The organism is Helicobacter sp. T3_23-1059, from assembly GCF_053654515.1.
Genome location: NZ_JBSIUV010000003.1, coordinates 73,288 through 99,933, shown reverse-complemented (window position 1 = coordinate 99,933; position 26,646 = coordinate 73,288). Strand labels below are relative to the sequence as shown.

The following is a 26,646-nucleotide window of genomic DNA, read 5'->3' as shown; positions in this document are numbered from 1 at the left end:
CGATACAACTAAATTATCTAAAAATTTACAAGATTTTCTTTTTAAGCTTAATCCTTAGCCCAAATAGCGTAACAACCTTGCGGACAATATTTTCATTTTGCTCATTTTTGACTGAAAATAGCCTTTCAAAGATATTGTTATATTTTACTTTTTTGCATACGCCGTAATTGCCTATATCCCAAATATGCACAAAATCCATACTTTGATAAAAATTTGAAAAAGTAGAAACAAAATCAAGCCCACCACATCGGCAGTTTGCTATAAGAAATCTACATTTTGATAGCATAACCATAGATGCTAGATATTCCATACCTAGTCTATAGTTATGATTTTCACGCCCTATTTTTACTTCCGCTAAAAACTTCGTATCCGCATTTTTATATCGTCTATACATATATTGTGTATTTGGTAGCATTAAGTCGCCAAACTCTTTTTTAAATTTATCATAAACATCCAAATCCTCCGTAGCGACATATATTTTTGTGTAGCCAAATTTTTCTTTGAGTTCTTTTGCTTCTTTGATGAGTTGTTCTGGTGTGGCAGGTATTTTGTGTGCAAATGGGCGTTTATATACATAGTCCGTTCCCCTACACAAAATCCCAAGCACTTTTTCATCTTTGCCAATTTTACCAAATGCTCTAATTATATTTTTATCGACAAAGGATTTTGCTTCATCGCTCAAACCAAAATACTTACCGATAATAGCTTTATGCGGAAAATTATCCGCTTCATCTTTTTTTCTAGGCACTTTTATAGGGACATATTCGCCTCTTATGAAATAATCTTGTGTAAAAATTCTAATTTGAGCATTATCTTTTATCCTTGCAATGTTATCAAGATTTACCCCGCAAGGTTGCTTGAAATAATACTCCCAAACATTATCTTTAAATTTTCGTCCATCTTTGAAATATTGATTGTCGTGGTGTTGCATATCAATTATTGGCGTATATCCAAGCCTTATTGCCTCCGCAATCATATTTATACCGACACTAAAAATCCACGCCAATCCACTATCATAATACACCCAAGGGATAATTACTCCATAAGTTTTATGGCAGGCATCATCTCGCCCCCCCCCCCAATTTCAGTAGCTATTATGTTATTTCTATCCATTTTTTGCCACCTCTTGAATCGCAGGATTTATTTTCTCATCAGACAAAATACAATGCCCACACGCATCATAAGTGTCGTTTTGATAAAACTTTATCAAATCCTCTTTTAGATTCGTAGAATTTACTATATCGATAAAGTCTTTAAAATCAAAAAGTCCTAACTCCCTAGCCCCAGCACTTTTTGAGCAAATATCTAGCTTACCATTCATCACGCAGTTGCATTGTGAGCGAAAACACTTTTTTATCTTGTGTCTTGTTGCTTCATCGCTACTTTTTTGTTTGGCAAAGCCTTTTTCGCTTACCCATTCTTTGTTTTCAGCCATTTGAAACTTTATGTCGTTTTGTTTTAGCGTCTCTTTTATTTCATCATATTTGAGAATCTTTTTTAGATTTTCATTTATCGAATAATCACTCAAAGAAACATAGCATTTTTTATTGTTTGATTTTAGGGATTGTAGAAGTTTATCTTTTAGCCTCATCGTGCCATTGCTTATCACTTGCACAATAAAGATTTTTTCTTGCTTACAAGCATAGTCTATCATTTGTGGCAAATGTGGATTTAGTAGTGTTTCACCGCCTAGTATGACAAAATGGCGGATTAGATTCACATTCCCCCCCCCCCCATTATTGTCAAGAAGTCTGTCTAAATATAGCTTAAAATCCTCAAAAGACATATCTATATGACAAGATGAATTAAATGAAGGTATCAAAGCGCAGCAATCTTTGCATTTTAGTGTGCATTTTGTAGTGATACAAAACTCTACTTGGGGGATATTTAAAATCCCTTTGTTGTAGAAATCATCACATTCTTCCTTGCAATAGTTTTGCAAAATCTCATTTTTTTTCATAGGATTTATGAATCTACCCTCTTTAAAAAATAAAAATTTATGCATCTCCATTCCGAGTCTTTGTCGCGCGTTTTCTTGTATGTATCGTTTGAAAAATACATCATCTATGTTGTATTGTGCCATTAGTTTTTCCATAGCTTTATCCTTAAAATTTTAGTTGTTGCCACAAAAGCCAAAAATTATAACAAAATATTTGTTAATTGTCTATCTTGTTTATTTCACACACTAGCAAAGTCTCAACTGCTATGGGACCACTATTTTGCACACCTTGAAATAAGCTAAAATCATAGCCTAGATTCCAACCTTCAATCATTGGCTTTATTTTGTAAAAATCATCATAATTATGATAAATGCTGATAAGCAAAATCGGGCGTTGTGATTTTATCGTTTCTTTCGCACCTTTTAAGAAGTTTTGCTCAAAACCCTCAATATCGACTTTGATAAGCCCTACTTGTATATTATGTTGCGCCACATATTTATCCAAAGTTGTTATTTGGACTATTTCATTGCCATTTTGACAGATAGCATTTTCGCAACTTTTCAAAAGATTATCGTTAGATTGGATTTTTAGCTCACATTCTTTGTCTCCAAGCCCTAGATTTTCTATCTTAACATTTTGTGTATTATTTAGTTTGATAGTTTGCAAAGCCATTTCATAGTTGATTTTAGAAGGCTCAAATGAATAAATAGGATTGTTTGGAAAATCTGCTCGAAACACTATCACACTATCAGCAATATGACAGCCGACATCGATGATGGCTTTGTCTTGTATTGCACTTTTAGTTTTTAGCGTATCGATGCCGTGTTTGTAATAAAACACCGAAGATTCAAAGAGATTCACGGGCAATTTATAGTCCTTGTAGCAAAAATAATGTTCTCTTTTTTGTATGGATTTTTCAAACTCTTTGACTTTTTCAAGTTGAGCTAATTCTTGTTTTGTGTAAATTTCGCGAATCGGAATCATCTTTTTGCCATAGCATTTTTCAACCTTTTGGACTATGTTAAATGGGTCGTTTAGATTTTTGGTAAGATTTTTTACATTTATATTATGTGTATAATCGTTTATATGAGCGCGAGAAAAAGAAGCAGTGCGAAAGTGTAACACAAAGCGAGAGATTAGATAGTGTCTATTCCCCCCCCCCCCAACGATATTAGCACTAGTAGAATTTGCTTTGATTCTATTTTTTAGTAGCGCAGCATAGTCTTTATACTCTTTTTGCTTATGCGTCTTGCCAAAGTTTGTAAGGTGAATCCTACGAAGCGCAGAGACAAAATCTAACTTTTTAATTTTTAGATTATGGTTAGTCATTTTTGATTGCCAATCGATGATTTCACCAGCCATTATAGATTCATCAAATAACCCAATTATCTCAAAAACTTGTCTTTTGATAAGCGCACAAGAGCCAAGACGCCCAAAATAAGGTTCTTTTTTTATGATTGTTTTTTCTTGCTCTTCTTTTGGGATTTCGGGTGAGATAAAATCTTTTGTTTTTGTCATTACAGCCATTAGCTCACTATCGATTTCAAATTCTTTTAGCATTGTTTGCAAAGCATTTGGCGTAAGCAAATCATCGTGGTCGCAAAACATCACAAATTCCCCACCACCATTGCTATCTATATATCTTAATGCGGTGTTTTTTGCTATGACTTGCCCTTTGTTGTGCTCGTGTTTGATAACTATACAGCCTAGATTTTGGGCTATATCAGCTGTATTATCCGTAGAGCCATCATCCACTACGATGATTTGTGTCTCTATATTTTGACTTTTTATCGAATCTATTGCTTCTTTTATGTAGTTTGCCCCGTTTTTTACGGGGATTATTATGGATATGAGGGGATTATTTTTGCTTTTTTGCCAAGAGTTTTGCGCGGAGGATTGCGGAGTAGTCTTTGTTTTCTTGGTTTTGCATTGTCCTGCCCATATTTGTGGTATGGAGTCGGCGCATCGTTGTGATAAAATCAAGCTTTTTAGTCTTAAATCCCCCCCCCCATTAGCATTATCACATCTTAGTAAAAAATCTACACCCTGCCCTGTTTGTAGAGATTCATCAAATCCACCTACCGCTTCAAATATGGTTTTTCTAAACAAAAAAGCACCTGTCAAAAGCCCACCATAAGGCTCTTTTCGTGGTTTTAGTTTGACTTTTTCATTTTGTGGCAATTCAGGCGAGATAAAATCTACTAATTTACCTTGCGTATATCCAAGCGTATCATCACTTACCAACTCATCATATAGCGTTTTTAGCGCATTATCACTCATCACATCATCGTGGTCAAGGAATAATATAAAACCACCTTTGGCATTTTTTAGCCCTACATTTCGCGCAGTTGATAAACCAGAATGTGCTATGCTATATACCCTAGCTCCGCTTTGTTTGGCAAGATTTGCCGTGCCATCAGTAGAGCCATCATCTACGACTATTATTTCGGTATCCATTTCTTGCCGTTTCACGCTATCGATAGCTTCTTTTAGATAATTTGTCCCATTTTGACAAGGGATTATGACGGATATTAGATTGTCGTTCATTGTGCTAGTCCTTATTACTATTTGGTTACAACAAAATAAAAATCATCGCAGGATTGGCATTTTGCTTCAATAGCTTCCAGCTCATCATTAGTCAATTCCCCCCCCCCCTCATAGGTAGCAGAATCAATCATCTTTATATTAAAAGATTTACTATAAATATCTAAAAAATCTTGTCCAAATTTACGCAAATGGTCAGCTTGTCCGTAATATTTGATTCTATCCTCGTCCGTTGTCTTGGAATCATCACATAAATCATTTGGATAATACGGAATCGAGGCTATAATTATGCCATCTTGCTTTAATACCCTTAAATTTTCTTGCAACAATTTTATGGGATTAGGCACATGCTCTAATATATGATTATGAATAATAATGTCAAATGAATCATTTTCATAAGTTAGGTTGCAACCATCTTGCTTGTCGATATTTTTGATATATGGATAGTTTTTAGGCTCCAAATCACAAGCAGTATAAGCTAAATTTGGATTTTTAGATATTTTGTCATATATACACTTTTCAGGTGCAAAATGTAATACCCTTAATGGTTTATCCGTATTTAAAAAAAGATTTTCATACACGAAATACAAAAATCTTTGTCTTTCAAATGAAGCGCATAAGGCACACATTTTTATCCCAGCTTTGATATTTTTGGGAGAAATTGTCATTCGATTGCAGTAAGGACAAAAAAACATATTTTTGTTTGCTTTATGTTTTTGTATGATTTCCACAGGTATAATAGGCATTTTAGCTCCTTATTAAAGAAAATCTTTGGGGATTAGTGTAAAATCGTTAGGGTATTTTGATTCTTGGCTATATCTAGCCCTCCGATAATACATCTTGAAATTACAAAACTTCTTGGGTAAAAATAGTGGAATTAACTTAAAAAACCATATCTTGTAAATGTTGGTAGAAATATCAATAGAAACTATTGTAACCTTAAATAACTTAATTTTCACTTTATAAACCTCTTTTCTATTCCAGTCAGCGCGTCTCCAAACATTAAACTTATCATCTGGCAACCCCCATTCCGCAGAAACGGGATGAGAATTTAACTCATCTAGTATGGCAACCTCTTCATCTGAAATATCAAAATCCATTATGTCTAAATTAGATTTTATGTGTTGCATATTTGAACTTTTTGTAATTGGAACAACCCCCCCCCTTAAACAATATTTTAACAATATCTGCATTGGAGTTTTGTTGTATCGATTGGCGATTTCGATGACTTTTTTATTATCGCGTAAATTGTTACCGCCTACATAAAAACCTTGCAAAAAAATCCCATTTTTTTTGCAAAAATCCACAACTTCACGCTGTTGCCATTGGGCTGAATACTCTATTTGATTTACGCAAGGCTTTATTTTGGCAGTTTTAAATAATTCTGTCAAATGATGAATCATAAAATTTGACACGCCAATATGTTTTATTTTGCCACATTTGACCATATATTCCATTGCACACCAAGCTTGTGCGTTTAAATCTTTCCAGCTATCATCCGGCGTTACTCTTGGCAAGTGGATTAAAAATAAATCAATATAATCTAGCTGAAGTTTTTGCAAACTTTCATTTATATATTTTATGGTATTTTCATAAGTATTGACACGATGAGAACTCAGCTTTGTGGTAATAAAAAGATCATCTCTAGTTGCGATTTTATCCTCAATGACTTTTTTTATTGCCATCCCCAATTCTTGTTCATTATAATAAGACTGCGCTCCGTCAATGGCTCGAAAACCACACTTTATGGCATTATAAACATTATTCACTGCTTCTTCGCCTGAAATGTGTAGCATTCCATATATATTCGTTGGGAAATTTTTGATTCCCTCCAAAGTATTTTTTATTTGACTATTCATTTTACACTCCATATTAAAATTTGACTCAACCCACCTTAAGCGGATTCTTTATTATCATTTTTAACAAAGTTTATACAAAAACCTACTTTTGAATTTTGACTTTATGCCTAAATTTTGCCTTATCTCACTAACAATGCCAAAAGACGATGAAAATGGGCATTTTAGCGCGTTATCACTTTTCTCAGTTACTAGTGAAAAGTGATTTGCCTTATCGCCAAAGATAAAATACTTCACTTCATCGACCTTGTGCGCGTTTAGCTCGGCAAACTCCACACTATCAACTCCACTAAATGGTATTTCTACTATAACTTTATACGCTCTTTGGATATGGGCTGACAAGTTCATCAAATCTCTTTTTTGTTAAAATTTTAGCTATCTTTGTGCTTGACATCGACTTTGAAATTTTCAAAGTTCAGTGGTGGCAAATCAAGCGGAGGTAACTTTGCCATAACGGTCATTTGAGCTACCAAAGGGCGCAAGTAAGAATACATTATCGCCACCATATTATTAAGAAATTTTTCATTGAAATTAGACTCAACTCCAATCACACCGACTATGGCAGACTTGATATAAAATATTTCTTGCTCTCCTTGTAAAAACGAAATATCTATGTTTGATTGAATTATGTAAGTGTTTTTATCTTTTTCTGCAATAGCACCAACCCCTTGTTTTATCTCAATCGACTTACCTTTGCCAAGTTTCCCAACTTGTTTAAATTTAAATTCTCCCACTTGAATGGTTTTTATTTGAAACGCATTGCTAGGCTGCGCTTGTGAAATAGCCCTTTTTGCCTTGTCCATTTGCAACTCCTTTATCTATTTTGTAGATATTTTTAGATACATTGTCAATTTTATCAACTTGTGGTAAATGCAAAATATTGAGAATATTATTACATAGCGTAACACTATCTTTAATTTGTTGAATTGCAATATTTTCTACAAATTCTCGTTTATTTTCAATATTTTTAGTACCAACATATAAATTATCATCAACTTTATATTGGTTATCCATTATTTCATTTGTTAGTTTTTCTATATATTCGTCTATACTTTTATTTTTGATTGTAAAGAAAGTATCTTTCTCTGGCAATACTTCATTAGACAAATCTATATATAACATTTCTTGTATAATTGCCTTGTCCCAATCAATCAAATCAAGCAAAAATATCTTATCTGATTTTTGAATAAAACTATCTATACTTAATTTTCCTTCTATGATTTGAATCAAAGAATAGCTATCGCATTTTGCTAAAATATATTTATAGTCCCTATCATTATAGCATAAAGCCAAATACCTTATATTATTGTCATCTAAACATACGAATATAAAAGGTATGTCTAGTCTAGCTAATTCTTGCTCCATAAATATATTTCCAAAGTCATTTATGCTTACCCAATGTTCCATCACTTTTTCCTTTCTATGAAATTCTACTACACAAACTCAAAATCTCCTACTACATCGGCTTTTTCAAACAAAAACCAATCTATATGCTCTTTCTTTTTATTTACAAGTATGGGACCATTTCTAAATTTCAAAGTTCCTTTTGCTATTTTGCTCTCACCTTTATCTATTCGACTCTTTAAATTTGTTACTTTTTCAAGCAATTTTTGTTCAGTAAAAAAACAAGAGCAACTAAACATTGTAAGTGCAACTTTTTTGGGTGGATTTCCAAATTTTCCACCTTGTTTTTGCGCTTGTGAATAAAAATCACTTTTTTCAATATATTGTTTGGTTTCACTAACATTCACTGCCCTATAAGCCTTAACAGCCTTGTATATGTATTGGATACTTGATTTGACCTCAGCTTTTTCATTCATAAACGCATCTCGCAAAACACTAGAAAATCTATCGCAATACTTTTTCAACTTCTTTGTCCCTAACTTAAAAAGTAGAAATATATTGAGAAATTATAATTTTAATTTAATTAAAAGTCAAGTAAATCATATTTTATGCTTTATATTTTATCCTATCAATTCACAAAGACTCAATCTAATCCACCACTTAAGGCAGGTTGAGCCTTATTTTTTTAGAGATTCAAAATAAGATTCTCTAGTTTCAATCAACAAATCAATAACCTCTTCGATTTCGCAAGGCTTGTTCGTTTTGAAGTTATAATAACAGCTAAACATAATATAAGCTATATAAAAAACTTCTTCTAATGTCCTTTTTTGTGTCCTCCTTGCAAGTTTTTGATTGTCAATAGTTAGACCCCAATTTGCATAAAACGGCAAACCAAAAGTATGGACTTCTTTTCCGCACATCAACGCTTCAAAACCAAATTGTGATGTGCAAACATAGACTTTATCTACATATTCAATCATTGAAATAGGATTTATCATATCGGTAATTCGGTAAATATTATCTTTTGTTTGAATGTTTTGATAATAGCATTGTGGCCTTAAAGATTTTTCACTCAAAGTATCAGGGTGGGTTTTAATTAAAATATCTGCATTAGGATTTTCTTTAATCGCAGTATCTAGCATTAACTTAAATGTATCATAATCAGCACCACCTTTGATAATCGAATAATCAGCATAGGATTGGTCAATAACTAAAACTTTTTTTACTCCATCTCTGCCAAATTTAGGTTTATAGATTGGCTGATTATTGTATTTTGTGATTTTATTGTCTATTATTTTTTTGATTATTTTCCTTGCTCGCTTTATCTGTAAATCATCTATCTTAAAATCAGAATTTAAAACCAACTCCATACGACTTAATCGAGTCGAATCATAATAAGCAGTCAAATCATCTACAATATATCCAATTCCTGTGATATATTCTTGATGAAACTTGCTAAAACTACTTGCTACATTAACAATGCAATGCAAAAAAGATGTTTCTACTATATACAAGTCTTTTTGATTGTGGATTTTTGCCAAAATGCCTTTTAAATCTTTAATCCCCCATAAAAAATTGCTATTATTTAGCAACTTTTGCAAATGATATTTAGGCTGTGTTTCTATTAATATTTTGATCAATACTTCTTTTAGCTCATTGATGTTACAAGGATTTTTTGCTCGTTTTTCATATAAAGTGTCCAAATATTTATCAACCAATATTGATTGCTCTTCTTGTTCTGTTTTTCGATTTTTAATTAGGAAATTTCGTATTATATTGTGTCGTTCTTCTTTAGATAAATGATGTTGAACATTTTTTTCTAAATTTTCAAATGTCTGTCTATTTTTATAATAACCAAAATCCATTTTAATTGAATTTAATTTATTTCGACTCCTTTTTATTCTAAAAATATGAATGTGCCTCAATAATTTTTTGCTTTCATTTTCATTTAATGTATGACAAATTAAATATTGATAAAATGGTGTCATAGTTGCATAGTGCCAAAATAATTTATGGTTTGGCATCAAGTGTTCTATTTCATAATTAGTGGCAATCTGCCAAGGTTTATAATTGCCAACAAAGTGACATATTATTAACTCCTCACTATCTATTTTTATTTCCATAAAATATTTATTTAAGAAATTATACTTTATTGGCAATTCTTTATATTGATTGTTATTAAAAAACAGATTTAGGACATCTTGGTCTGCCATTTGTATTCTATCTTTATTTTCAATTACATTTTGTAAGATAAGGTTCGATACATTATTTTCTCTCCATTTTTTAATATTTATTAGCAATACTCCTGCATTAAAATATTTGTGAGTTTCCGTTAATTGCAAATATCGTCGCCTATCAATATTAAAGCTATTTTCACCATATACTTCCCAAACAGCTCCAATCATATAATCATCTAAAGATTCATTATACAATGTGGCAATATCTCCACATACTATAATATCCACATCTAAATAAATACATTTATCGATGTTTGGTTTTAAATTCGGGATTAACAATCTATTATATGTTGATATTGTTACATATTGTGAAGCATTTTGATATTCTATATCTTTAAATTCTTTTTCTACATCAATCCTTATAAACTCAATCTCAAAGTTGCTAAATTGTTTTTTTAGCTCACAGATTTTGGCTTGATTTTCCTGTGTAATTCCGCCATCTAAGATATAAAATTCGCAAAATGACTTTGTGTTATCACATATACTTGCGATTGTCGTGGCGACAAATGGAGCATAGTTATTATCGCTTGATAAAAATATGGGGATATTAGGCATTTGCACCCCTTTTTGTTGCTCTAAGTCTAGCAAATATCATTTTTTTATGGTAATTGGTTTGCAATGCGGATTCATCATCGTTTAGCACAGCATTAAAAAATTCTAATTCTATCTCATTGTATAAATTGTGATTTGCAAATACCTTATCTTTGATTCTTAAAAAATAATTTTTTAGCTCTTTGATAAGTGCTATTTTTTCATCTAAACTACCAACGATATTCAGCAAAACAAACAACTTAATATTTGCAGTTTTTAATAAACCTTTTTGCTCCAAATCATCTACCACTTTATGAAAAATTTTTAACAAGTCATAGTTATGATGAAGTCGATTTGATTTGAAATTTTCCATTATGCTGCCTTCCCTTGCCACATAGTGATATGCCCCCCCCCCCCTCATTACATAGACTTTGTCTAATTGTGCCAAAGTTATCGCCTGAAAATACATATCTTCTATGACATATCCTTGTGGGAATCTCGCGTTTATGCTATCTAAAAATGATTTTTTCCATAAATACGCGCAAGCATTCCAAATCACATTCCACACGCATTCATTAGCTGGTAAAAAAACATTAGAAATGTTGTTTTTTGTCAATTCTGGCATGTGTTGAGATTCTCTACCATTTATTTTATAGAGTATGTTAGTATTTAGGACGACTTTTGCATTATTTTTTACCGCTTCGCTTACCATTTTTTCTATATAGTCTAAATCTATCCAATCATCGCTATCGATAAAATAAACATACTCGCCACTTGCTACTTCTAGCCCTGAGTTTCTAGCGGCGGATAGTCCGCCGTTTTGCTTTCTATCTACGATGCGGATTCGGCTATCTTTGGTGGCGTATCTTTGGCAGATTTTTAGGCTATCATCGGGGGAGCAGTCATTTACACAGATAATTTCTAAATCTTTGTAAGTTTGATGGCACACGCTATCTAGGCATTTTGGCAAATATCGCTCGACATTGTAGATGGGGATTATTATGGAGACTTTAGACATTTTTATCCTTTGTCATATAAGATTCTCTTATCAAGGAAAATATTCTTTTATTGTGTAATTGTTTAACAAATCTTATATACAGACTCAAATCATCTGTTGCCAAAATTTTCGCAACTTTTGTGTATAACTCGCTATCATTTAGTTTATTTTCAATTACCAAAGAGAAAATATCATTTTTAAATCCCGCATAGAATTTTTCCTGCAAAGATTCATCTAATTCTAAAATAAACGGCACACAATCACCAAAAAATCTCATTGCTACCAAACTATAATCATTCATTGATAATTCTACGCTACTTATAAATTCAAACACCATTTTATGATACGCGAGAAAACTCTGCATAATTCTCTCATTTTTTTTGCTTTTAGTTATAGAATCATTATTGTGTCGATAATGATAAAATGTCCCATCTGCAATGCTTAATTTATTTGTATAGTAGCTTGATTGCAATGGCAACATTCTGTCTTCACCATATATCAATCCATTAGTAAATCTTATTGCGTATTTATTTAGCAAGTGTCTATTATATATTGCCAAAGTAAAAAGTTCAGAAAAAACCATTTTATTTTTACTAACTTGCTGTAAAAAATTATCAACTAATATATTTTTTTGCCTTGTTCCATTTTCATTTTCTATGTAGCATCCCCCTATGGCAACTTCCGCGCCTGTTTCTACTGCCTTGTTATAAAGTTTCTCATAAAAATCCAAGTCTATATAATCATCACTATCCACAAAGCCTATATACTCGCCCTTTGCTTCATCTATGGCGGTGTTTCTAGCCACAGCTACGCCTTTGTTTTGTGCTAAATTTATGAGTTTGATTCGATTATCTTTTTGGGCGTATTCTTGTAAGATGTGTAGTGAATTATCAGTGGAGCAATCATTCACACAAATGATTTCTATATCTTGCAAAGTTTGATTACAAACACTATCAAGGCATTTACGCAAATACTTTTCGGTGTTATAGACGGGGATAATGACGGATATTTTAGGCATTATTTGATTTCCGTGCGTTAGTTTTTTTATCTATTGTCTCATCTTGTTGGATATTAGCATTAGCAATTATTTTATCTATATCAACTTTAATTTCTTGGTAGTATGTTCGTAAAATATCTTTTATTAAACTATCTATTTTATCTCTTTCTCCAAAGGTGCAAACATTTTTTATCCAATCCTTTGTTTTTAAATTATCCCAGCTATCCCAACTATTCCTATCACATTTTATTAAATTGCTATATAAAACAATATTGATATCATTATGCAAAGTTACAATATTAACAATATATCTACTCAAAACATTTAAATTTTTTTTAGGAATAAATGTTACAGAGACACCTATTGGTGTAATATCATCGTTTGCCGAAAAACCACTGACAACTTTTCTAACCTTTTCTACTTCTTTTTCGACATATTCTTGGTTTATTTCTGCCCAAATATTATAATACGACCCAAACAAGTTGTTGCGCTTTTTTGGTTTGGGAACCATTTCAATGGTTTTATATTTTTCATCTTTATATGTAATATTTATGAAAAATTTTTCTTTATTTTTTTCTACTTCGTTGTATAACTTTTCTATATTTTTGACACAAGAATAATTATTGTATGGTTTAATATCAAACTCGTATAGATTAGTTTCGATACATTTTTTTATAGATTCTTCTTTAAATATATTGCTGATAATACTTTTTGCTTCATCTTTGGTAATATAATTTTTAGACAAAGATTTAAGGATTTTAGCCTCATCGACTTTGTCGTTTTCTTTTGCTGTATCTATTGTATTGCTATTTATTTTTGAATTTGATTTAGATTTTTCTTTAATTATTTTTAAATCTGGTAAAAAAATTTCAGTAGCATCTGCTTGACTAACAAAAAAAGGTGTTTGCTCTTGGTTTTGAAAAAAGTCAGCTATATAACTTTTAACATCTCTATAGCGAATGGAATTTTCGGTATGATTTAGTATTGAATCTATAATAGCAACCGTAAATTTACTTCCATCTTTATCGCCATAAGAAGATTGATTGCTTAATGATGAAAAGAAAAAATACAACTTATTAAAACTATGTTTTTCTTTCTCAAAATATTGTTTGATTATATCTGCATCTTTGTCTTTAATATATTGTTGCCCAGAATGACAAGCATCTATAATTTTCACTAACAATTTAGCATTTAAGCTTTTGAGCATATCATCAAGTTCATCATTCGATAAACTTGTGGTTTCATATCTTTTTTCGTCAAAATTGATAGGCAAATAAGAAAATTGTTTATTAAAAGTGCCGTGCCCTGTGTAATAAAACAGCAAATCATCTATTTTTTGATTGCTTTTTTGATTGTCTTGGATAAAACCTGCTAATTCCTCTTTTAATTTTTCACTTTTATAATTTTCAAATACTTTAATTTCAAATTTTTTGCTTAATTCTAATACTTGTCGCATTAGGCTAATATCCTTATTGCAACAAGGCAACTTATCCAAACTTTCATAGTCAGAATTACCAATCAGAATTGCGATATTTTTCATTCCACCCACTCAAATCTAAAAATTATCATTCACTATCTTCCATTTTCTTTTCGCGTTCTGCCGTTTGTTCTTTGGTATAGCCGATAGAGTCTTTTTCTGGTGTCCAGCCTGTGTCCTCTTTTACCTCGTGGATAGGGTCTGCTAGAAGTAGCTCTTGGGCGTCATCGTATTCTTTGACATCAAGTTCGTATTTATCCTCTTTGGCGATAGCTTCATCTAGCTTGACTTCTGCGCTCGAATCTGCGCTAGATTCTACCAAAATACCATAGCTTAGCATAGAATCTACAAATTTTTTGAGATTGTTTTCAAAGTCTGCGGGGATATTTGGGATTTTTTTAGCTACCTCTAATATAGCCTCCATACTTGCCCCAGCGACTAGATTTTCATATACTTGTGTGCCAAAGGCGTTTAGCCCATAGTAGATACCTGTCTCAGAGTTGATGATGATAGCGATACCATCGGTTACATCTGCAAACATTTTTTCGTCATTTAGCATATAGCTCATTTTGATTCTCCTTTATTTGTGGCATTTGGAGTGATTAGCTCTATCGTGCCAAGTTTTTCGTGTTTTAAAAAAGAGATATTGTAGTGATTTTCGGTTAAAAAGTCAAATTTGATATTTGGCTCGTTATTTTGGCTTGTTTGTGGGGCTTTGCTACTAAGCAATCCAAGCGAATGTAGCTCGTGGGCTAATTTATCCACTTGCCATTTGATATTGTGCTTTGTGGCGATTTTAGATTCTATCGCACTTATGATTGCTTCTTTTGAAACGCCTTTGATGAGATTTTCATAGATATTTGTGGCGGTTTGATTCATCGTGTAAATGATTCCATTCTCGCTATCGATGATATTTGCTATATCAAAGGTAATGTCTATGAGCCATTTTTCTAGCTTTATGTTTGATTTTTGGCGTTTGTAGTGGGTGATAAAATCACGCAAACACTGCGTATTTTGCGCTATGTCGCTACAAAGATTGATTTTGTAAAATTCAAAGTCTTTTACCATATCGATGAGTTTGAGTATGGTGGCGCGGTCGTTAATATCTTGCACTTGGGATACTGTGGATTGGATAAGCTGGGTGATAGCGCGTCCTTTTTCTTGTGAATCACATAAACAAATCGAAGGCTTTGAATCAGCGACTATCTCAGGAAATACGCAGACTTCTATGGGATATTTGCGCCGAAATTGCTGGTGGTATTTGGCGATATTGATGACATATTTGTCTTTTCTGGCGTTGTTTGAGACAAAGCGAGTGCCTTCTAGCTTCTCATATAGCTCGTTATACATTCTAGGGGAGAGTGTGATTATCGAGTATATGGGGTGTGTATATAGAGATTTGCCATCTTTTTCTAGCACGAGATAATCATCTGAAACATACTCAAAGCCCTCCATCATCGATAAAACCGCTAGTGTGGATTTGCCCCGCTGTCCTCTAGCACAAAGCAAAATGCCCTTATCGTCTATGCCTACAACTGCGCCGTGAGCTAGGTTTGAAGTCAGCGTGCGTAGAATTTTGTTAAAGATTTGGACAAAGATATGTCCTTGTTTGATAAACTCTTCTGGCTCTAAATTTTGCGCTCCATAAAAGTATGTATTTGTATCTCTGTCAAAAAGATTGACAAAGGTATCGTGTATATCCATAAGCGGAATCGTATGCGAATAGTTCTCATCAAAAACTGACACGGCTATATGTTTTTGTTTTGAATAAATCATATCTATGCGCAATCTCATATTTTTCTTTGGGTCAAATTCTTTATCTAGCATTTTTGCAAATTCATTGACATTGTTTTCTTGCCATAGCACTATGGTGGCATCATAATTTGGTGCAGAATCTTTAAATTCACTAAAATCTTTAAGCGTGTAAGTGAGCTGTTTTTGCATAAGTGGCGTAAAGTTTTTTGAATAGTTTAATATCTGCACGATTTTAGTGCCTAAATCTACAAATTTTGTCTCAACTAGTGAAAAATTTGCCTCAATGTGCTTGTTTATGCGCTCAGTCCATTCTTTTAGCTTCTCTTGGCTAAGGTTTTTGATAATCATCGCCTTTTCGTCCTTTCTCGTTGATTTAGTAAAAATTCCTTTGTTTTGATAAAATCTTTGTTTGCTATATATTTGCAAAACTTATAATATAGCTTTATTTTAGCATAAGAATATAACGATATTTTACCCTGAGCGATAAAGCTAAATTTGATTTTGCGCACCACTTTTTGTAAAGCGCGAAAATATCTAGTAAATAAAATACCTATACAAAATTTTGTTATATTCTCTTGGTAAAATTCTTGTGGAATTAAATCTGGGATAATGGTATTGATAAATTTTGCACCAAAGCCAACAAAGCTTTCTGTTTGAGTAATTTTGGCATTTTGCGACACTATGTTGAAATCAAAATGTGGCTGTTCTAATAAGTATTTGCAATCAAATAGCACATATAAAGTACTCGCTTTGCTTGTGTTATCTCGTAGATTTTTAGATAGATTGATAAGAGATAAAAAAAACAAATCTTCATTGCTTGGGATTAAAACATCTAATCCATTTATTTTTGCTTGTTTAGCTCTTTTTAGCAAATATTTGTTTAGGCGTTCTCCTTTTCCATTGTCTATATTTACCCACCTATGTATATCCAAAACCCCCGCTTCTGAATCTGGCTCATGTATATCGATAGAATGTGGCTCTAATGACATTCTATACCCCATTTTTTGGATAATCTCATAAGATTTGATAAAATCTCGCCCAAAAGTAAGAATATCTATATCGCCCATCGCTCTTGACAAATCTGGTCTTAAACACTTCATTGCAAAGCCTTTTAAAACCATCATTTCAATGTTATTTTCTTTGAAAATCTTGCCAATTTTAATAAATTCAGATATTAGCTTTAAATTTTGAAATCTATAAAAATTCAATAAGCCTTTTAGTCGCGGTGTTTCATAAGCGGTAAATTTAAGATAAGGATGCATTTTTGCAAAATATGCCAACAACAACGCTTTGTAACTACCAGCTACTTCAATGTCATAAGTGGGCAAGAATTTATCGACTTGTTCTTGGGTAGGATTTGGAGAAAAAATCAAATGAAGTAAATCTAAATCATTCTTAGATAGTCTACTAGATATATAAAACTCAATTAAGTCAATGTCTGCCTGTCTAATTCGAGTAACATTTGTCATACCACGCTTGCCTCACTTTTTTTCAAACATTAAAAACAATTTAGAAAGCTGAAATTTTACCACATTTTGTAAAAGATTTGGTTACACAACTGTATTACATAACAACAATACACCTATAAGAGTATGCCTCAATCCAACTTAATCTCAAACAAAGGAGTCTTAAGTTATGATGTCAGCGATAAAAAACAAGTATATTGATACACATAAAAACCTTTGCAAGAATTTAAGAGGCTAAGAGAATCAAAAACAAGATAGATTTAAAAAAAGATTCTTAAATATATTTCTACTTCGCTTACATTCGTAGCTTTTGCAAGAAGTCTTGATATTGAAGCCATTAAAATTGCAAAATTAAGCAACATTTCTCGCCAAAGTGTCAATAAAATCATCAATCAAATCCGCATTTTAATCGCCAAAGAATATGAGAAAACTTCTAAAATGCAAGGTGAAATTGAAGTTGATGAAAGCAACCTTTTGATATAGATTTTGGGTGCTAAAAGAGTGAGAGGCAAAAGAGGGCGTGTAGCAGATAAGAAAACTTCTGTATTTTTGCTTTATTTTGCTTACAACTGCAAGCAAAAGGTATGCTAAAACGAAATAATTGTGTTTATACTCAAATTGTAAAACATTGCTTGGCAGAGGAGCTTTTGCCTATAATAAGGGATTTAAGCAATATAAGTGAAACAGAATTTTATAGTGATTATTGGGGGGCTTATGATGGATTAGTAGATTTCTTTGCTTTGCTTACAACTGCAAGCAAAAGTGGCAAAAGCACATTATCGAGTCAAACACTCAAAAAATGAGTTTGCAAAAGGCAAAAATCATATAAATGGCATTGAGAATGTTTTTGCTTCGCTTTTGCTCGCAAATGTAAGCAAAATTGGCTATGCAAAACATAGATTTGCTAAATTTATGGGAATCAAAAAAGAGAATTTCTTGCTTCACTTAAAAGAAACAGAATTTAGATACAAGGCTAGCAGTAGCATTGAAATGTCAAAATACAAAAGCAAGATTTGTATAAAATCTTGCTGAAAATGATAAGAAAACAACCGCTTAAGTTGGATTGAGCTATAACAAAATATATTTAAATCAATCTACAAACGCCTGTCCATCATAAAATGCGCTAAAAATCTTTAGCATATCGATATGCTCGCTAAAATCGTGTGTGCGGATAATATCTGCGCCATTTTGCAACGCTAGCAACGATATAGCCAAACTCCCGCTTAATCGCTCGCTAGGATTTTGCCTGCCTGTGATTTCGCCTATGCTACTTTTGCGACTAGCACCGATTAAAATCTCAAACCCAAAATGCTTAAAATGCGCTAGATTTTGGATAAGGGCGAGATTTTGTGCGTGGGATTTTGCAAAGCCAAATCCTATATCTAGCACAATTCTGCTTGCGTTTGCTTTTTCTAGCTCATCGATTTTGCGTGAAAAAAACTCATCGATTTCGCTAAGCAAATGTTGATAATGCGTATGGCTAGCCATATCTTTTGGCGTGCCTCTTGCGTGCATTAGCACCACTTGGGCGTTGTAATGTTTGATTACTTCAAACATTTTTTTATTGTTTAGCCCGCTTACATCATTTATCATCACAAACCCGCTACTAAGCGCAAAATCTGCCACGCTAGGATTATAAGTATCGATAGAAAAATCTACCCTCTTAGCTAGATTTTCTTTGTCGATAAAAGCGCATATTTCTTTTAGTCGCTTTTTTTCCTCGCTTGGCTTTATTAGCTCGCTTCCCGGTCGCGTGCTAGCTGCGCCTATGTCTATTAGTGTTGCGCCAGATTCTATGAGGGAGATTATGGTTTTTATGGCTTGGGAGGTAGAGTGTCTAGAGTTGGCATAAAAACTATCAGGGGTTATGTTGATGATTGGCATAATGATTTTGGGGAATGTTTTGACATTGTTGGCAAGATGAGATTCTAGTTTTTGGGCGATTTTTTTTAGCCCAAAAGGTTGGATTTTGCATTTGTAGATTAGCTTTTCTAGTTGCGTGCAAGTAGCTATGAGTGCCGCGCTATAAGATTTTTTCTCCCCTAGTATCGCCTCTTTTGGCGTGGCTAAATCCCCTCCCGCGCTTAAAGCCTCTTGTTTTAAAATATGTAGCGCGGGCAGATTTAGATTTTGTAGTAAAAATATAAAAATCTGCCCCTTTTTTTGCATAATCTTTGCGCCCATTTTGTCTGTGCCTATTTTTGTAAATGCCTGTGGCAACAGTGCGCAATTTATCCGCTCCAAAATAATATCTTTGCAAAAATCTTTGCAAAAATCTTGGCTTTTTTTGGGGTTAGATTTTGGGGTAGATTTTGAGGGGGACTTTGAGCTATATTTTGAAGTAGGTTTTGGGCTAGAATCTAGCGCATTTATCAAATCTCGTGTTTGTTTTGTTTTTTTTGGCATTTTGTCTCTTTTTAAGGTTAGTTTTTCTTTTTCAAGTTAGGGTTACTAAAATCTTATGAATTTTTGTTTTTTAGCAGTAGCATAAGTAGCAGTGGCGTTATCACAAGTGAGATTCTGCGGTAGTTTTGTAGCTCCAAAAGCGCGTTATCAAACATTTCTAGCTCATTTTCATTTAGCTTTATGCCCGCGCTATGTATGGCAAGCAGGAGTGATTCTATCATTTCTTTGCTAGCACTCTTGCTACTCTCACCCGCATTTAACCCTTTTACAAACTCAAAGATTTTGCCTAAATCTAGCTTTGTTATATCAAGTCCAAACGCCGCTATTTCGCTTTTTTCGCGCAAATCTTCTACCACCAAACGAGAGCGAATCGTAGGCAAAAGCGCGGTTTTGTTGCGCGTGATGATGATAAAATGGATATTATTAGGTGGCTCTTCTAGGATTTTTAGCAATGCGTTTTGGGCTTCGTTGCGAAAATTTTGCGCTACGATGATGATGGTTTTTGTCTCTTTTTCTGCGATAAATGCCTCTGCGATAATATCGTGCGCATCGTCCATTTTTAGCTCTTCGCAGGCAAATTCACGCACGATTTGATTTTGGGATAAAATCTGTTGTTGCAGATTTTGCGCTTTTTCAAAAATATCATTATGCAAGATGATTTTTCCAATATGTTGCATTTATCCTCTTTTGTATTTGTAGTGCTAGAAACTGCCACGATATGAGCTAATACGCGCTATTCTAGCACGACTTTGCCTAGCACGCTAGCATACAATGCTTTTTCAAAAAGTTGTAGCATTTCAAGTAATTTATAATCCAAAAATTCATCATTTTCTCTAAGGGCAAAAGATTGCCTAACCCCCTCATTTAGCACCCAAAAAAGCCCATTTCCTTTCCCCATACACAAATCCGCCATAAGCGTATCGCTCCTGCCGACATACCAAAACATATAGTCTTTATATGCGATTTTTAGCATATTGCGGATATTTTCCATATTTTCTTTTTGCAGGACAAAATGCGCGGGAAAAAGACTTTTTAGGCTAAATATGGGCAAAATAGGTCGTGGCTTGCTTAAATCATAAAATCTAGTTAGCGCGTAAGAAATAAACCAATCCCTTCTCTCATCAGTAGCAAGAAGCAAAGCCCCCCCATCTAAAATATGCTTTATCACAGGCAAAGAAGTATCTGCCCAAACATTTCTTGCTACTTCAAGCCATAGCCTATCGTTTGTCCATTTTTTGCAATCATTGCGGATATTTTCTAATAGCCACGAGCGAAAATCTAAAACCATACGCACTCCTTATTTTTTGCATTGATTTTGTGTTGTTTTTGTAGATTAGTTGGCATTTATAATCGATGATTTTTCACACTTTGCGCTTTATAAAATCCACTTTATAAAATCTGCTTTCATAATAAAAATCTAAAATCTACCCCACAGGGCAAGAATCTAGCTTATACGCACTATGCAATGCTCTAACGGCGTTTTCTGCGGAGCGAAGCGCGATTATCATAGAGACTTTTATCTCGCTTGTAGAAATCATCATTATGTTGATATTTTCGCTCGCTAATGCGCTAAATCCCACGCTTGCCACACCGCTATGAGATTTCATACCAACCCCCACGATAGAGACTTTTGCTATATCGCAATCATAATCGATAGATTCCACATCTTTTTTAAATGATTCTAGCACTACTTTTGTCTGCTCTATGTCTGTTTGAGGAATGGTAAAATCTATATCTGTCTTGCCATCTCGCCCGATAGTTTGGACTATCATATCGACATTGATATTTGCATTTGCTAGCGTGCTAAATATCTCTGCTGCCACGCCCGGTCTATCGATGACATCTGCTATGCTTACTCGTGCTTGATTTTTATCTAGGGCGATTCCGCTTACGATTGGTTTTTCCATTATATTCTCCTCTTTTGTGATGAGTGTGCCTTCTTTTTGGGTAAAAGAGCTTCTAGTTACAAGCGTAACTCCCCATTTTTTTGCTAACTCTACGGAGCGATTTAGCAAGACTTTTGCCCCCATAGATGCAAGCTCTAGCATTTCATCATAGCTGATTTTATCGATTTTCCTCGCGTTTTTTTCTATGCGCGGGTCGGTGGTGTAGACGCCATCGACATCAGTGTAGATTTCGCATAAATCCGCCTTTAGCGTGCCTGCTAACGCCACCGCAGACAAGTCGCTACCACCGCGCCCAAGCGTGGTCGTCTCTCCACTTGTGCTTACCCCTTGAAATCCAGCCACCACGACAATGTAGCCTTGAGAGAGTAGCTCTTTTATGCGCGTGGTATTTATCGATTCGATTCGCGCTTTTGTATGCGTGTCATCTGTGAGTATGCCTGCTTTTTCGCCACTTAGAGACATCGCTTTGTAGCCTTTAGATTCTAAGGCTATGGCTAAAAGTGCTGCAGTGATGCGCTCCCCTGCGCTTAGTGCCATATCTACTTCGCGCTCATTTGGGAGTTTGCTAAAATATTTTGTGTAGTTGATAAGCGCGTCTGTTTGCCCACTCATCGCAGAGACTACGACTACAAGTTGGTTTTGTTCTTGGCTTTGTTTAGGATTTTGAGTGTCTAAATGTTGCGTATTTAGATTTTGCGTAGAATCTACTTCGTTAGATTGTAGATTTTGGCTAGGCGATATTTTTAGCGCGTCTATCACGCGATTTGCCACATTGTCGATTTTTTCGCAATCCCCCACACTTGTCCCGCCATATTTTTGCACGATTAGCATTATAAATACCCCTGCGATTTGAAATAATTTAGCACCTTGCTATACACTTCTTTTTTAAAGCTTTTGACAAGTCGAAAAACTTCTGCGATTTCCACAAAGCGATATGAGAGAAACTCTGGCGTGTCGGTTTGGAGGTTGATTTTAGCATTTGGCTTTAGTCGCACAAAAAAATATCGCTGATTTTGCCCATCAAAAGGTTGCATTTTTACCCTCACTTCTTCTGGAAAATCATAGCTTATCCATTGTGGATATTCGCCCAAAATCTCCACCTCATCAGTGCCTATCTCTTCTTTTAGCTCGCGCATTAGGGCTTCTTTGGGATTTTCCCCCTCATCTATGCCACCTTGTGGAAACTGCCACGCTTCAGGCATATCGCTCCTCTGCCCTAAAAAAAACTCACATTTTTTGGGATAATGCGCAGATACAATGATAGCTGCGACATTTGGGCGGTAATTTTTTGCCATTTGTTACCTTTTTTGGATTTTGTTAGATTTTACTTTTTCTTGGATTTTATGATTTATTGCATAAAGATTTTGGATAAAAAAGCGTATTGTAGCATATTTGCATATATCTTGGCATTTGTTTTTGGATTGGCATCAAAGCATTACAATCAAATGGTTTTATGCAAATGGCTTTATGTATGTTATGGTTTTTTTGGATATGTTAGCCTTTTTTAGATTCTAGTTTTGTTGCGTTTGCCTAAAATCCATAAATTTTTGTTTGTTAATTTTTCTAAATCTTTCTTTTTTATATTTCACATTGTTGCAAAATCTTAAGCATTATTTGGAATATATTTTGCTTTTGTGCGTAGTGTATAAAAGCAACGACAAAGCGTGTGAGAAGCGATTTAATGCGACAAATATAAAACTTACGGAGAATGTGAGATGATTTCCTTTGCAGTAGAATCAAAAGTCTATCCATTAGCGCACAAAGCCCTTGATTATCGCTCTTTGAGGCAGGATTTAATCGCGGGCAATATCGCCAACCAAAACACCCCATATTATCGCCCACGCGATATAGAATTTACCCAAGCACTTGCCTTGCGACAAGATGAAATCCTCTACAAAAAGCCATCAAGACAGCTTCATCTAGCCCAAAGCCACAATGGACACTTAAGCCTAGAATCCTCTCGCACAGCGAAGTTTGAGCATAAGCCAGATTTGTTTTTCCGCGATGGACATTTGGCTAGAAATGACGGAAATAGTGTGGATTTAGACATTGAGACAAGTGAAATGGGCAAAAACTCCGTAGTCTATCAAGGACTAACCGTAGCCCTAAAAAAGCACAAAGGTATCCTAAACTACGCTATCGAAGCGGGCAAAAATATCTCATAATGCTAGATTTTAAGCCAAAAATATAGAATCTAAAAAGACAAAAATTAAGGAGCAAAAATGAACTTTTTTAATTCATTTGACATAAGCGGGTATGGCTTATCAGCACAAAGAATCCGTGCTAATCTCATCTCATCAAATATCGCCAATGCCAACACAACGCGCACTGATGAGGGGGGACCATATCGTAGGCAAATGGTATCATTTCGCGCATTTGATTTTAACAAAGCATTAAATGAGCGATTAAGCAAAGAAAGTGATGAAGCAGAATATGAAGACCCGCTAAATGAGGGGGATTTGGGGAAATTACCAAAACCTGCTATAATGGGCGTTTATATCGATAAAATCGTGCGTGATGATAGGAGTCCTATTATGAAATATGAGCCTAGCCACCCTGATGCAAATTCTGAAGGCTATGTGGCATATCCAAATATCAATCCTGTCGTAGAAATGGCGGATTTAATCGAAGCGACAAGAGCGTATCAAGCAAATGTCGCAGCGTTTCAAAGTGCTAAAACAATGGCAGGCAATGCTATACTAATGATGCAGGCTTAAGCATTTTGGATTTTAGGTTTTTACAAAATATTACGATTTAAGATTTTATAGAAAAACATAAGGAGCTATCAAATGGACGACATAAAAAAAGTCGGGCTAAGCAATCCTATAAGCCCAAAGCTAAATATCACACCCGCTCAAAGCACAAATGGCAATGATGGTGAATTTACCAAACTGCTAAAAAAATCCATAGATGAGCTAAACCAAGTGCAAGAAAGCTCAGATAAAGCCCTAGCTGATATGGCAAGCGGACAGCTAAAAGATTTGCACCAAGCCGCTATCACCATAGGCAAGGCAGAAACAAGTATGAAACTAATGCTTGAAGTGCGCAACAAAGCCCTAAGCGCGTATAAAGAAATATTGCGAACTCAAGTGTAGTTTCTCTAAAGCGTAGCTTTTAATGCAAGTGTATAAATTGTGCGATTAGAATGTTGCTTTGCCAAAAAAGTCAAAAAAAGCCATAAAAAAACCAAAATCCACACAGACAAAATAGATAAAATCTAATCGCTATGCCACCTAAATACCTTCCCCAAACCCCTCAAGCAAATCCACGACAAAATCTACCCACACGCAACCCCCTAAACCCAAATACCTCAAACCATATATTGCGCCAAAGACGCCAACGATTCCCAAATCACATAACCATAGCCAAGTCTCGCAAAATCCTAGCCATATTTTTAGTCTTTGTGCTAATTGCGATTATTTTCCTTTTTAGCGTGTATTCCAAAGTGGCGTTGCCTAGAGAATCTAAAATGCCAACGCTTAGCATCTCAAAAGAAGATGTAGCTGTGCGGGGCAATATCTACACCGCCAAAACCTACCAAGATAGCGAGGGCTACTCTCTAGCAAGGAGCAACAAACTCTACAAACTAGGATTTAATCCACGCTCCATTGATCCAGACAAAAAAGAGCTGTTTATCACGCTTTTAGAGATTTATAGTGGTGTGCCTAGATATGCCATAGTAGAGAAGCTAAAACACCCAAAATACCAAATCCTATCTTACAAAATCTCGCCAAATGTCGCAGCGAACTTGCGTGCGCTAAATGCGAAATTGCTAGCGTATAATGTTTTCCGTGAATATATCGATGAATACGGCAAAGTAGTAGGGAAAATAGGGCTTAGCGTGGAAGTAAGCGGAGTAAGCCGAGAATACCCATACAACGATATGTTAGAGCCATTTATCGGCTATGTAACCAAAAGTGAAATCGGCAGGCTTACTATGCCCATAGGAGTAGATGGCATAGAAAATGCACGCGAAAATATATTGCGAGAAAAGCAAAATGGCGAGCTAGTAGGCAAGCGCGACATAGGATTTAATATTATCCAAAGCAAGCAAGCACATTTCACGCCACGAGAAGATGGCTTTAGCGTAAGGCTTGGGATTCCCTTTAGTCTGCAACAAAAACTAGAAGAGGTGTTAGATAATGCAAAAAAAGAATACCAATCCCAAGAAATCATAGCAGGGATCATAAATCCAAAAAACGGGCAGATTTTAGCCATAGCCACGACAAATCGATTTAATCCAAATGCTATAAAAGAACAAGACAAACCACATTTAAAAATCCGCGCCATCGCAGAATCTTTTGAGCCCGGTAGCACCATAAAACCCATAATCTATGCAATGCTACTAGAAAAAAAGCTAATCAACCCACAAAGCCAAATCGATTTAGGCAATGGATACTATATGCTAGGCAAACATACCATAACCGATGATAGCATAATGCCCCAAAATCCAACGATTGAAGATGTGCTTTTGCACTCTAGCAATGTGGGTATGATTTTGCTATCAAACCGCTTAAATGGGCAGGAATTTTATGATGGACTCCGCTCATTTGGGCTAGGAGAGCGCACGGGGATTGATTTGCCTAGAGAGCAAAATGGCATTATCCCATCTATCAAAGAGCTATCAAAGACGCAAGGCACTACCAAAAAATCCGTATCTTTTGGCTACGCTACTCGCGTAACATTTATGCAGCTTTTGCGGGCGTATAGCGTGTTTGCAAATGGTGGATACTTGATAACCCCCCATATCACTCAAAGCTATATCGCCCCTGATGGCAAAATCTATATCCCAACCACCCACACGACAAAGCCAACCCAAGCTATCACTGAATCCACCGCCAAAAAAATGCAAAATCTACTTATCAAAGTCGTAGAATCAGGCACGGGAAAAGCCGCCAAAGTCGAGCAAGCTGGAATCATCACAGGTGGCAAAACAGGCACAGCTAGAGAAATCGCTCAAAGTGGTGGCTATGGACAAAAGCATAATGGTTCATTTTTTGGATTTGCCACAGATAGTCAAAACACCTTTGTCATCGGGGTTGTTACCTTTGGGGCATCTGGACAGCATTATTATGGTAGTCAAAATTCTGCCCCTGTGTTTAAAAAAATAGTCGATATACTAATTGCGCAAGGTTACTTGCAACCAAAAACCAAAAAACGCTAACTCTAAGCGAAGTCTAAAACACCAA

General features: G+C 34.6%; 25 protein-coding genes and 1 pseudogene. 5 read left to right on the top strand and 21 right to left on the bottom strand.

The annotated features are described in order from the left end of the window. Nucleotides 1–25 precede the first annotated feature (25 nt). The 16 genes from ACWIX0_RS01715 to ACWIX0_RS01640 form a co-directional block, all read right to left on the bottom strand. The gene (locus tag ACWIX0_RS01715) at nt 26–1,024 is read right to left on the bottom strand and encodes a hypothetical protein (RefSeq protein WP_454171410.1); all 999 of its coding nucleotides are present in this window, start codon (nt 1,022–1,024) and stop codon (nt 26–28) included. 81 nt (nt 1,025–1,105) lie between these two features. After that, the gene (locus ACWIX0_RS01710; protein ID WP_454171408.1) at nt 1,106–2,095 is read right to left on the bottom strand and encodes a radical SAM protein; all 990 of its coding nucleotides are present in this window, start codon (nt 2,093–2,095) and stop codon (nt 1,106–1,108) included. A 61-nt stretch (nt 2,096–2,156) separates the two neighbouring features. Continuing rightward, nucleotides 2,157–4,487: an FkbM family methyltransferase gene (locus tag ACWIX0_RS01705; RefSeq protein ID WP_454171406.1), complete on the bottom strand. Its 2,331-nt coding sequence runs from the start codon at nt 4,485–4,487 to the stop codon at nt 2,157–2,159. A gap of 17 nt (nt 4,488–4,504) precedes the next feature. Further along, nucleotides 4,505–5,230 (bottom strand): methyltransferase domain-containing protein, encoded by a 726-nt coding sequence (locus ACWIX0_RS01700; RefSeq protein ID WP_454171404.1) that lies wholly within the window; start codon nt 5,228–5,230, stop codon nt 4,505–4,507. Nucleotides 5,231–5,242: 12 nt separating this feature from the next. Beyond that, entirely contained in the window at nt 5,243–6,343 is a 1,101-nt protein-coding gene (locus ACWIX0_RS01695) for an aldo/keto reductase family protein (protein WP_454171403.1), read from the bottom strand. A 60-nt stretch (nt 6,344–6,403) separates the two neighbouring features. Further along, a complete protein-coding gene (locus tag ACWIX0_RS01690; RefSeq protein ID WP_454171401.1) occupies nt 6,404–6,688 on the bottom strand; it encodes a hypothetical protein in 285 nt (94 codons plus the stop codon). A gap of 23 nt (nt 6,689–6,711) precedes the next feature. Continuing rightward, on the bottom strand, nt 6,712–7,143 hold the full coding sequence (locus ACWIX0_RS01685) for a protein-export chaperone SecB (RefSeq protein ID WP_454171399.1): 432 nt from the start codon (nt 7,141–7,143) through the stop codon (nt 6,712–6,714). Continuing rightward, complete coding sequence (locus ACWIX0_RS01680) at nt 7,103–7,747, bottom strand: hypothetical protein (RefSeq protein ID WP_454171397.1); 645 nt, start codon at nt 7,745–7,747, stop codon at nt 7,103–7,105. Before ACWIX0_RS01680 ends, ACWIX0_RS01685 begins: the two co-directional genes overlap by 41 nt. Nucleotides 7,748–7,773: 26 nt before the next feature. Further along, on the bottom strand, nt 7,774–8,208 hold the full coding sequence (locus tag ACWIX0_RS01675; RefSeq protein ID WP_454171395.1) for a hypothetical protein: 435 nt from the start codon (nt 8,206–8,208) through the stop codon (nt 7,774–7,776). Nucleotides 8,209–8,361: 153 nt separating this feature from the next. Further along, nucleotides 8,362–10,476: a glycosyltransferase gene (locus ACWIX0_RS01670; protein ID WP_454171393.1), complete on the bottom strand. Its 2,115-nt coding sequence runs from the start codon at nt 10,474–10,476 to the stop codon at nt 8,362–8,364. Then, nucleotides 10,469–11,470, bottom strand: coding sequence for a glycosyltransferase family 2 protein (locus ACWIX0_RS01665; RefSeq protein ID WP_454171391.1), 1,002 nt, complete (start codon nt 11,468–11,470; stop codon nt 10,469–10,471). Before ACWIX0_RS01665 ends, ACWIX0_RS01670 begins: the two co-directional genes overlap by 8 nt. After that, entirely contained in the window at nt 11,463–12,467 is a 1,005-nt protein-coding gene (locus tag ACWIX0_RS01660) for a glycosyltransferase family 2 protein (RefSeq protein ID WP_454171389.1), read from the bottom strand. Before ACWIX0_RS01660 ends, ACWIX0_RS01665 begins: the two co-directional genes overlap by 8 nt. Further along, nucleotides 12,460–13,986: a caspase family protein gene (locus ACWIX0_RS01655; protein ID WP_454171387.1), complete on the bottom strand. Its 1,527-nt coding sequence runs from the start codon at nt 13,984–13,986 to the stop codon at nt 12,460–12,462. The genes ACWIX0_RS01660 and ACWIX0_RS01655 overlap by 8 nt, the downstream gene beginning before the upstream one ends. Nucleotides 13,987–14,011: 25 nt before the next feature. Further along, nucleotides 14,012–14,491 (bottom strand): hypothetical protein, encoded by a 480-nt coding sequence (locus ACWIX0_RS01650; RefSeq protein ID WP_454171385.1) that lies wholly within the window; start codon nt 14,489–14,491, stop codon nt 14,012–14,014. Then, a complete protein-coding gene (locus tag ACWIX0_RS01645; protein ID WP_454171384.1) occupies nt 14,488–16,026 on the bottom strand; it encodes a hypothetical protein in 1,539 nt (512 codons plus the stop codon). The genes ACWIX0_RS01650 and ACWIX0_RS01645 overlap by 4 nt, the downstream gene beginning before the upstream one ends. After that, nucleotides 16,023–17,147: a nucleotidyltransferase family protein gene (locus tag ACWIX0_RS01640; RefSeq protein ID WP_454171382.1), complete on the bottom strand. Its 1,125-nt coding sequence runs from the start codon at nt 17,145–17,147 to the stop codon at nt 16,023–16,025. The genes ACWIX0_RS01645 and ACWIX0_RS01640 overlap by 4 nt, the downstream gene beginning before the upstream one ends. Nucleotides 17,148–17,408: 261 nt before the next feature. Here ACWIX0_RS01640 and ACWIX0_RS01635 point away from each other — a divergent pair. Next, nucleotides 17,409–18,211 (top strand): annotated as a pseudogene (locus ACWIX0_RS01635) (transposase); the annotation flags it as partial. A gap of 22 nt (nt 18,212–18,233) precedes the next feature. Here the strand turns inward: ACWIX0_RS01635 and folP are convergent. The 5 genes from folP to ACWIX0_RS01610 all read right to left on the bottom strand — a co-directional run bounded on the left by folP (nt 18,234) and on the right by ACWIX0_RS01610 (nt 22,752). After that, nucleotides 18,234–19,550: a dihydropteroate synthase gene (gene folP, locus ACWIX0_RS01630; RefSeq protein WP_454171380.1), complete on the bottom strand. Its 1,317-nt coding sequence runs from the start codon at nt 19,548–19,550 to the stop codon at nt 18,234–18,236. Nucleotides 19,551–19,603: 53 nt separating this feature from the next. Beyond that, nucleotides 19,604–20,227 carry a DNA polymerase III subunit delta' gene (locus ACWIX0_RS01625; protein ID WP_454171378.1) on the bottom strand — a complete coding sequence of 208 codons (624 nt, stop codon included), beginning with the start codon at nt 20,225–20,227 and terminating at the stop codon, nt 19,604–19,606. Nucleotides 20,228–20,283: 56 nt separating this feature from the next. Further along, the gene (locus tag ACWIX0_RS01620; protein ID WP_454171376.1) at nt 20,284–20,838 is read right to left on the bottom strand and encodes a HobA family DNA replication regulator; all 555 of its coding nucleotides are present in this window, start codon (nt 20,836–20,838) and stop codon (nt 20,284–20,286) included. 136 nt (nt 20,839–20,974) lie between these two features. After that, entirely contained in the window at nt 20,975–22,288 is a 1,314-nt protein-coding gene (locus ACWIX0_RS01615; protein WP_454171375.1) for an aspartate kinase, read from the bottom strand. Further along, complete coding sequence (locus ACWIX0_RS01610) at nt 22,288–22,752, bottom strand: RNA pyrophosphohydrolase (RefSeq protein WP_454171373.1); 465 nt, start codon at nt 22,750–22,752, stop codon at nt 22,288–22,290. The genes ACWIX0_RS01615 and ACWIX0_RS01610 overlap by 1 nt, the downstream gene beginning before the upstream one ends. 420 nt (nt 22,753–23,172) lie before the next feature. Between ACWIX0_RS01610 and flgB the strand changes: the two genes are divergently transcribed. From flgB to ACWIX0_RS01590, 4 genes are all read left to right on the top strand, one after another. Continuing rightward, nucleotides 23,173–23,622 (top strand): flagellar basal body rod protein FlgB, encoded by a 450-nt coding sequence (gene flgB, locus ACWIX0_RS01605; protein ID WP_454171371.1) that lies wholly within the window; start codon nt 23,173–23,175, stop codon nt 23,620–23,622. Nucleotides 23,623–23,679: 57 nt separating this feature from the next. Then, nucleotides 23,680–24,174, top strand: coding sequence for a flagellar basal body rod protein FlgC (gene flgC / locus ACWIX0_RS01600; protein WP_454171369.1), 495 nt, complete (start codon nt 23,680–23,682; stop codon nt 24,172–24,174). 72 nt (nt 24,175–24,246) lie between these two features. Then, nucleotides 24,247–24,552 carry a flagellar hook-basal body complex protein FliE gene (fliE, locus tag ACWIX0_RS01595; protein ID WP_454171367.1) on the top strand — a complete coding sequence of 102 codons (306 nt, stop codon included), beginning with the start codon at nt 24,247–24,249 and terminating at the stop codon, nt 24,550–24,552. Nucleotides 24,553–24,683: 131 nt separating this feature from the next. Next, nucleotides 24,684–26,621 carry a peptidoglycan D,D-transpeptidase FtsI family protein gene (locus ACWIX0_RS01590; RefSeq protein WP_454171365.1) on the top strand — a complete coding sequence of 646 codons (1,938 nt, stop codon included), beginning with the start codon at nt 24,684–24,686 and terminating at the stop codon, nt 26,619–26,621. The last annotated feature ends 25 nt before the right edge of the window (nt 26,622–26,646 follow it).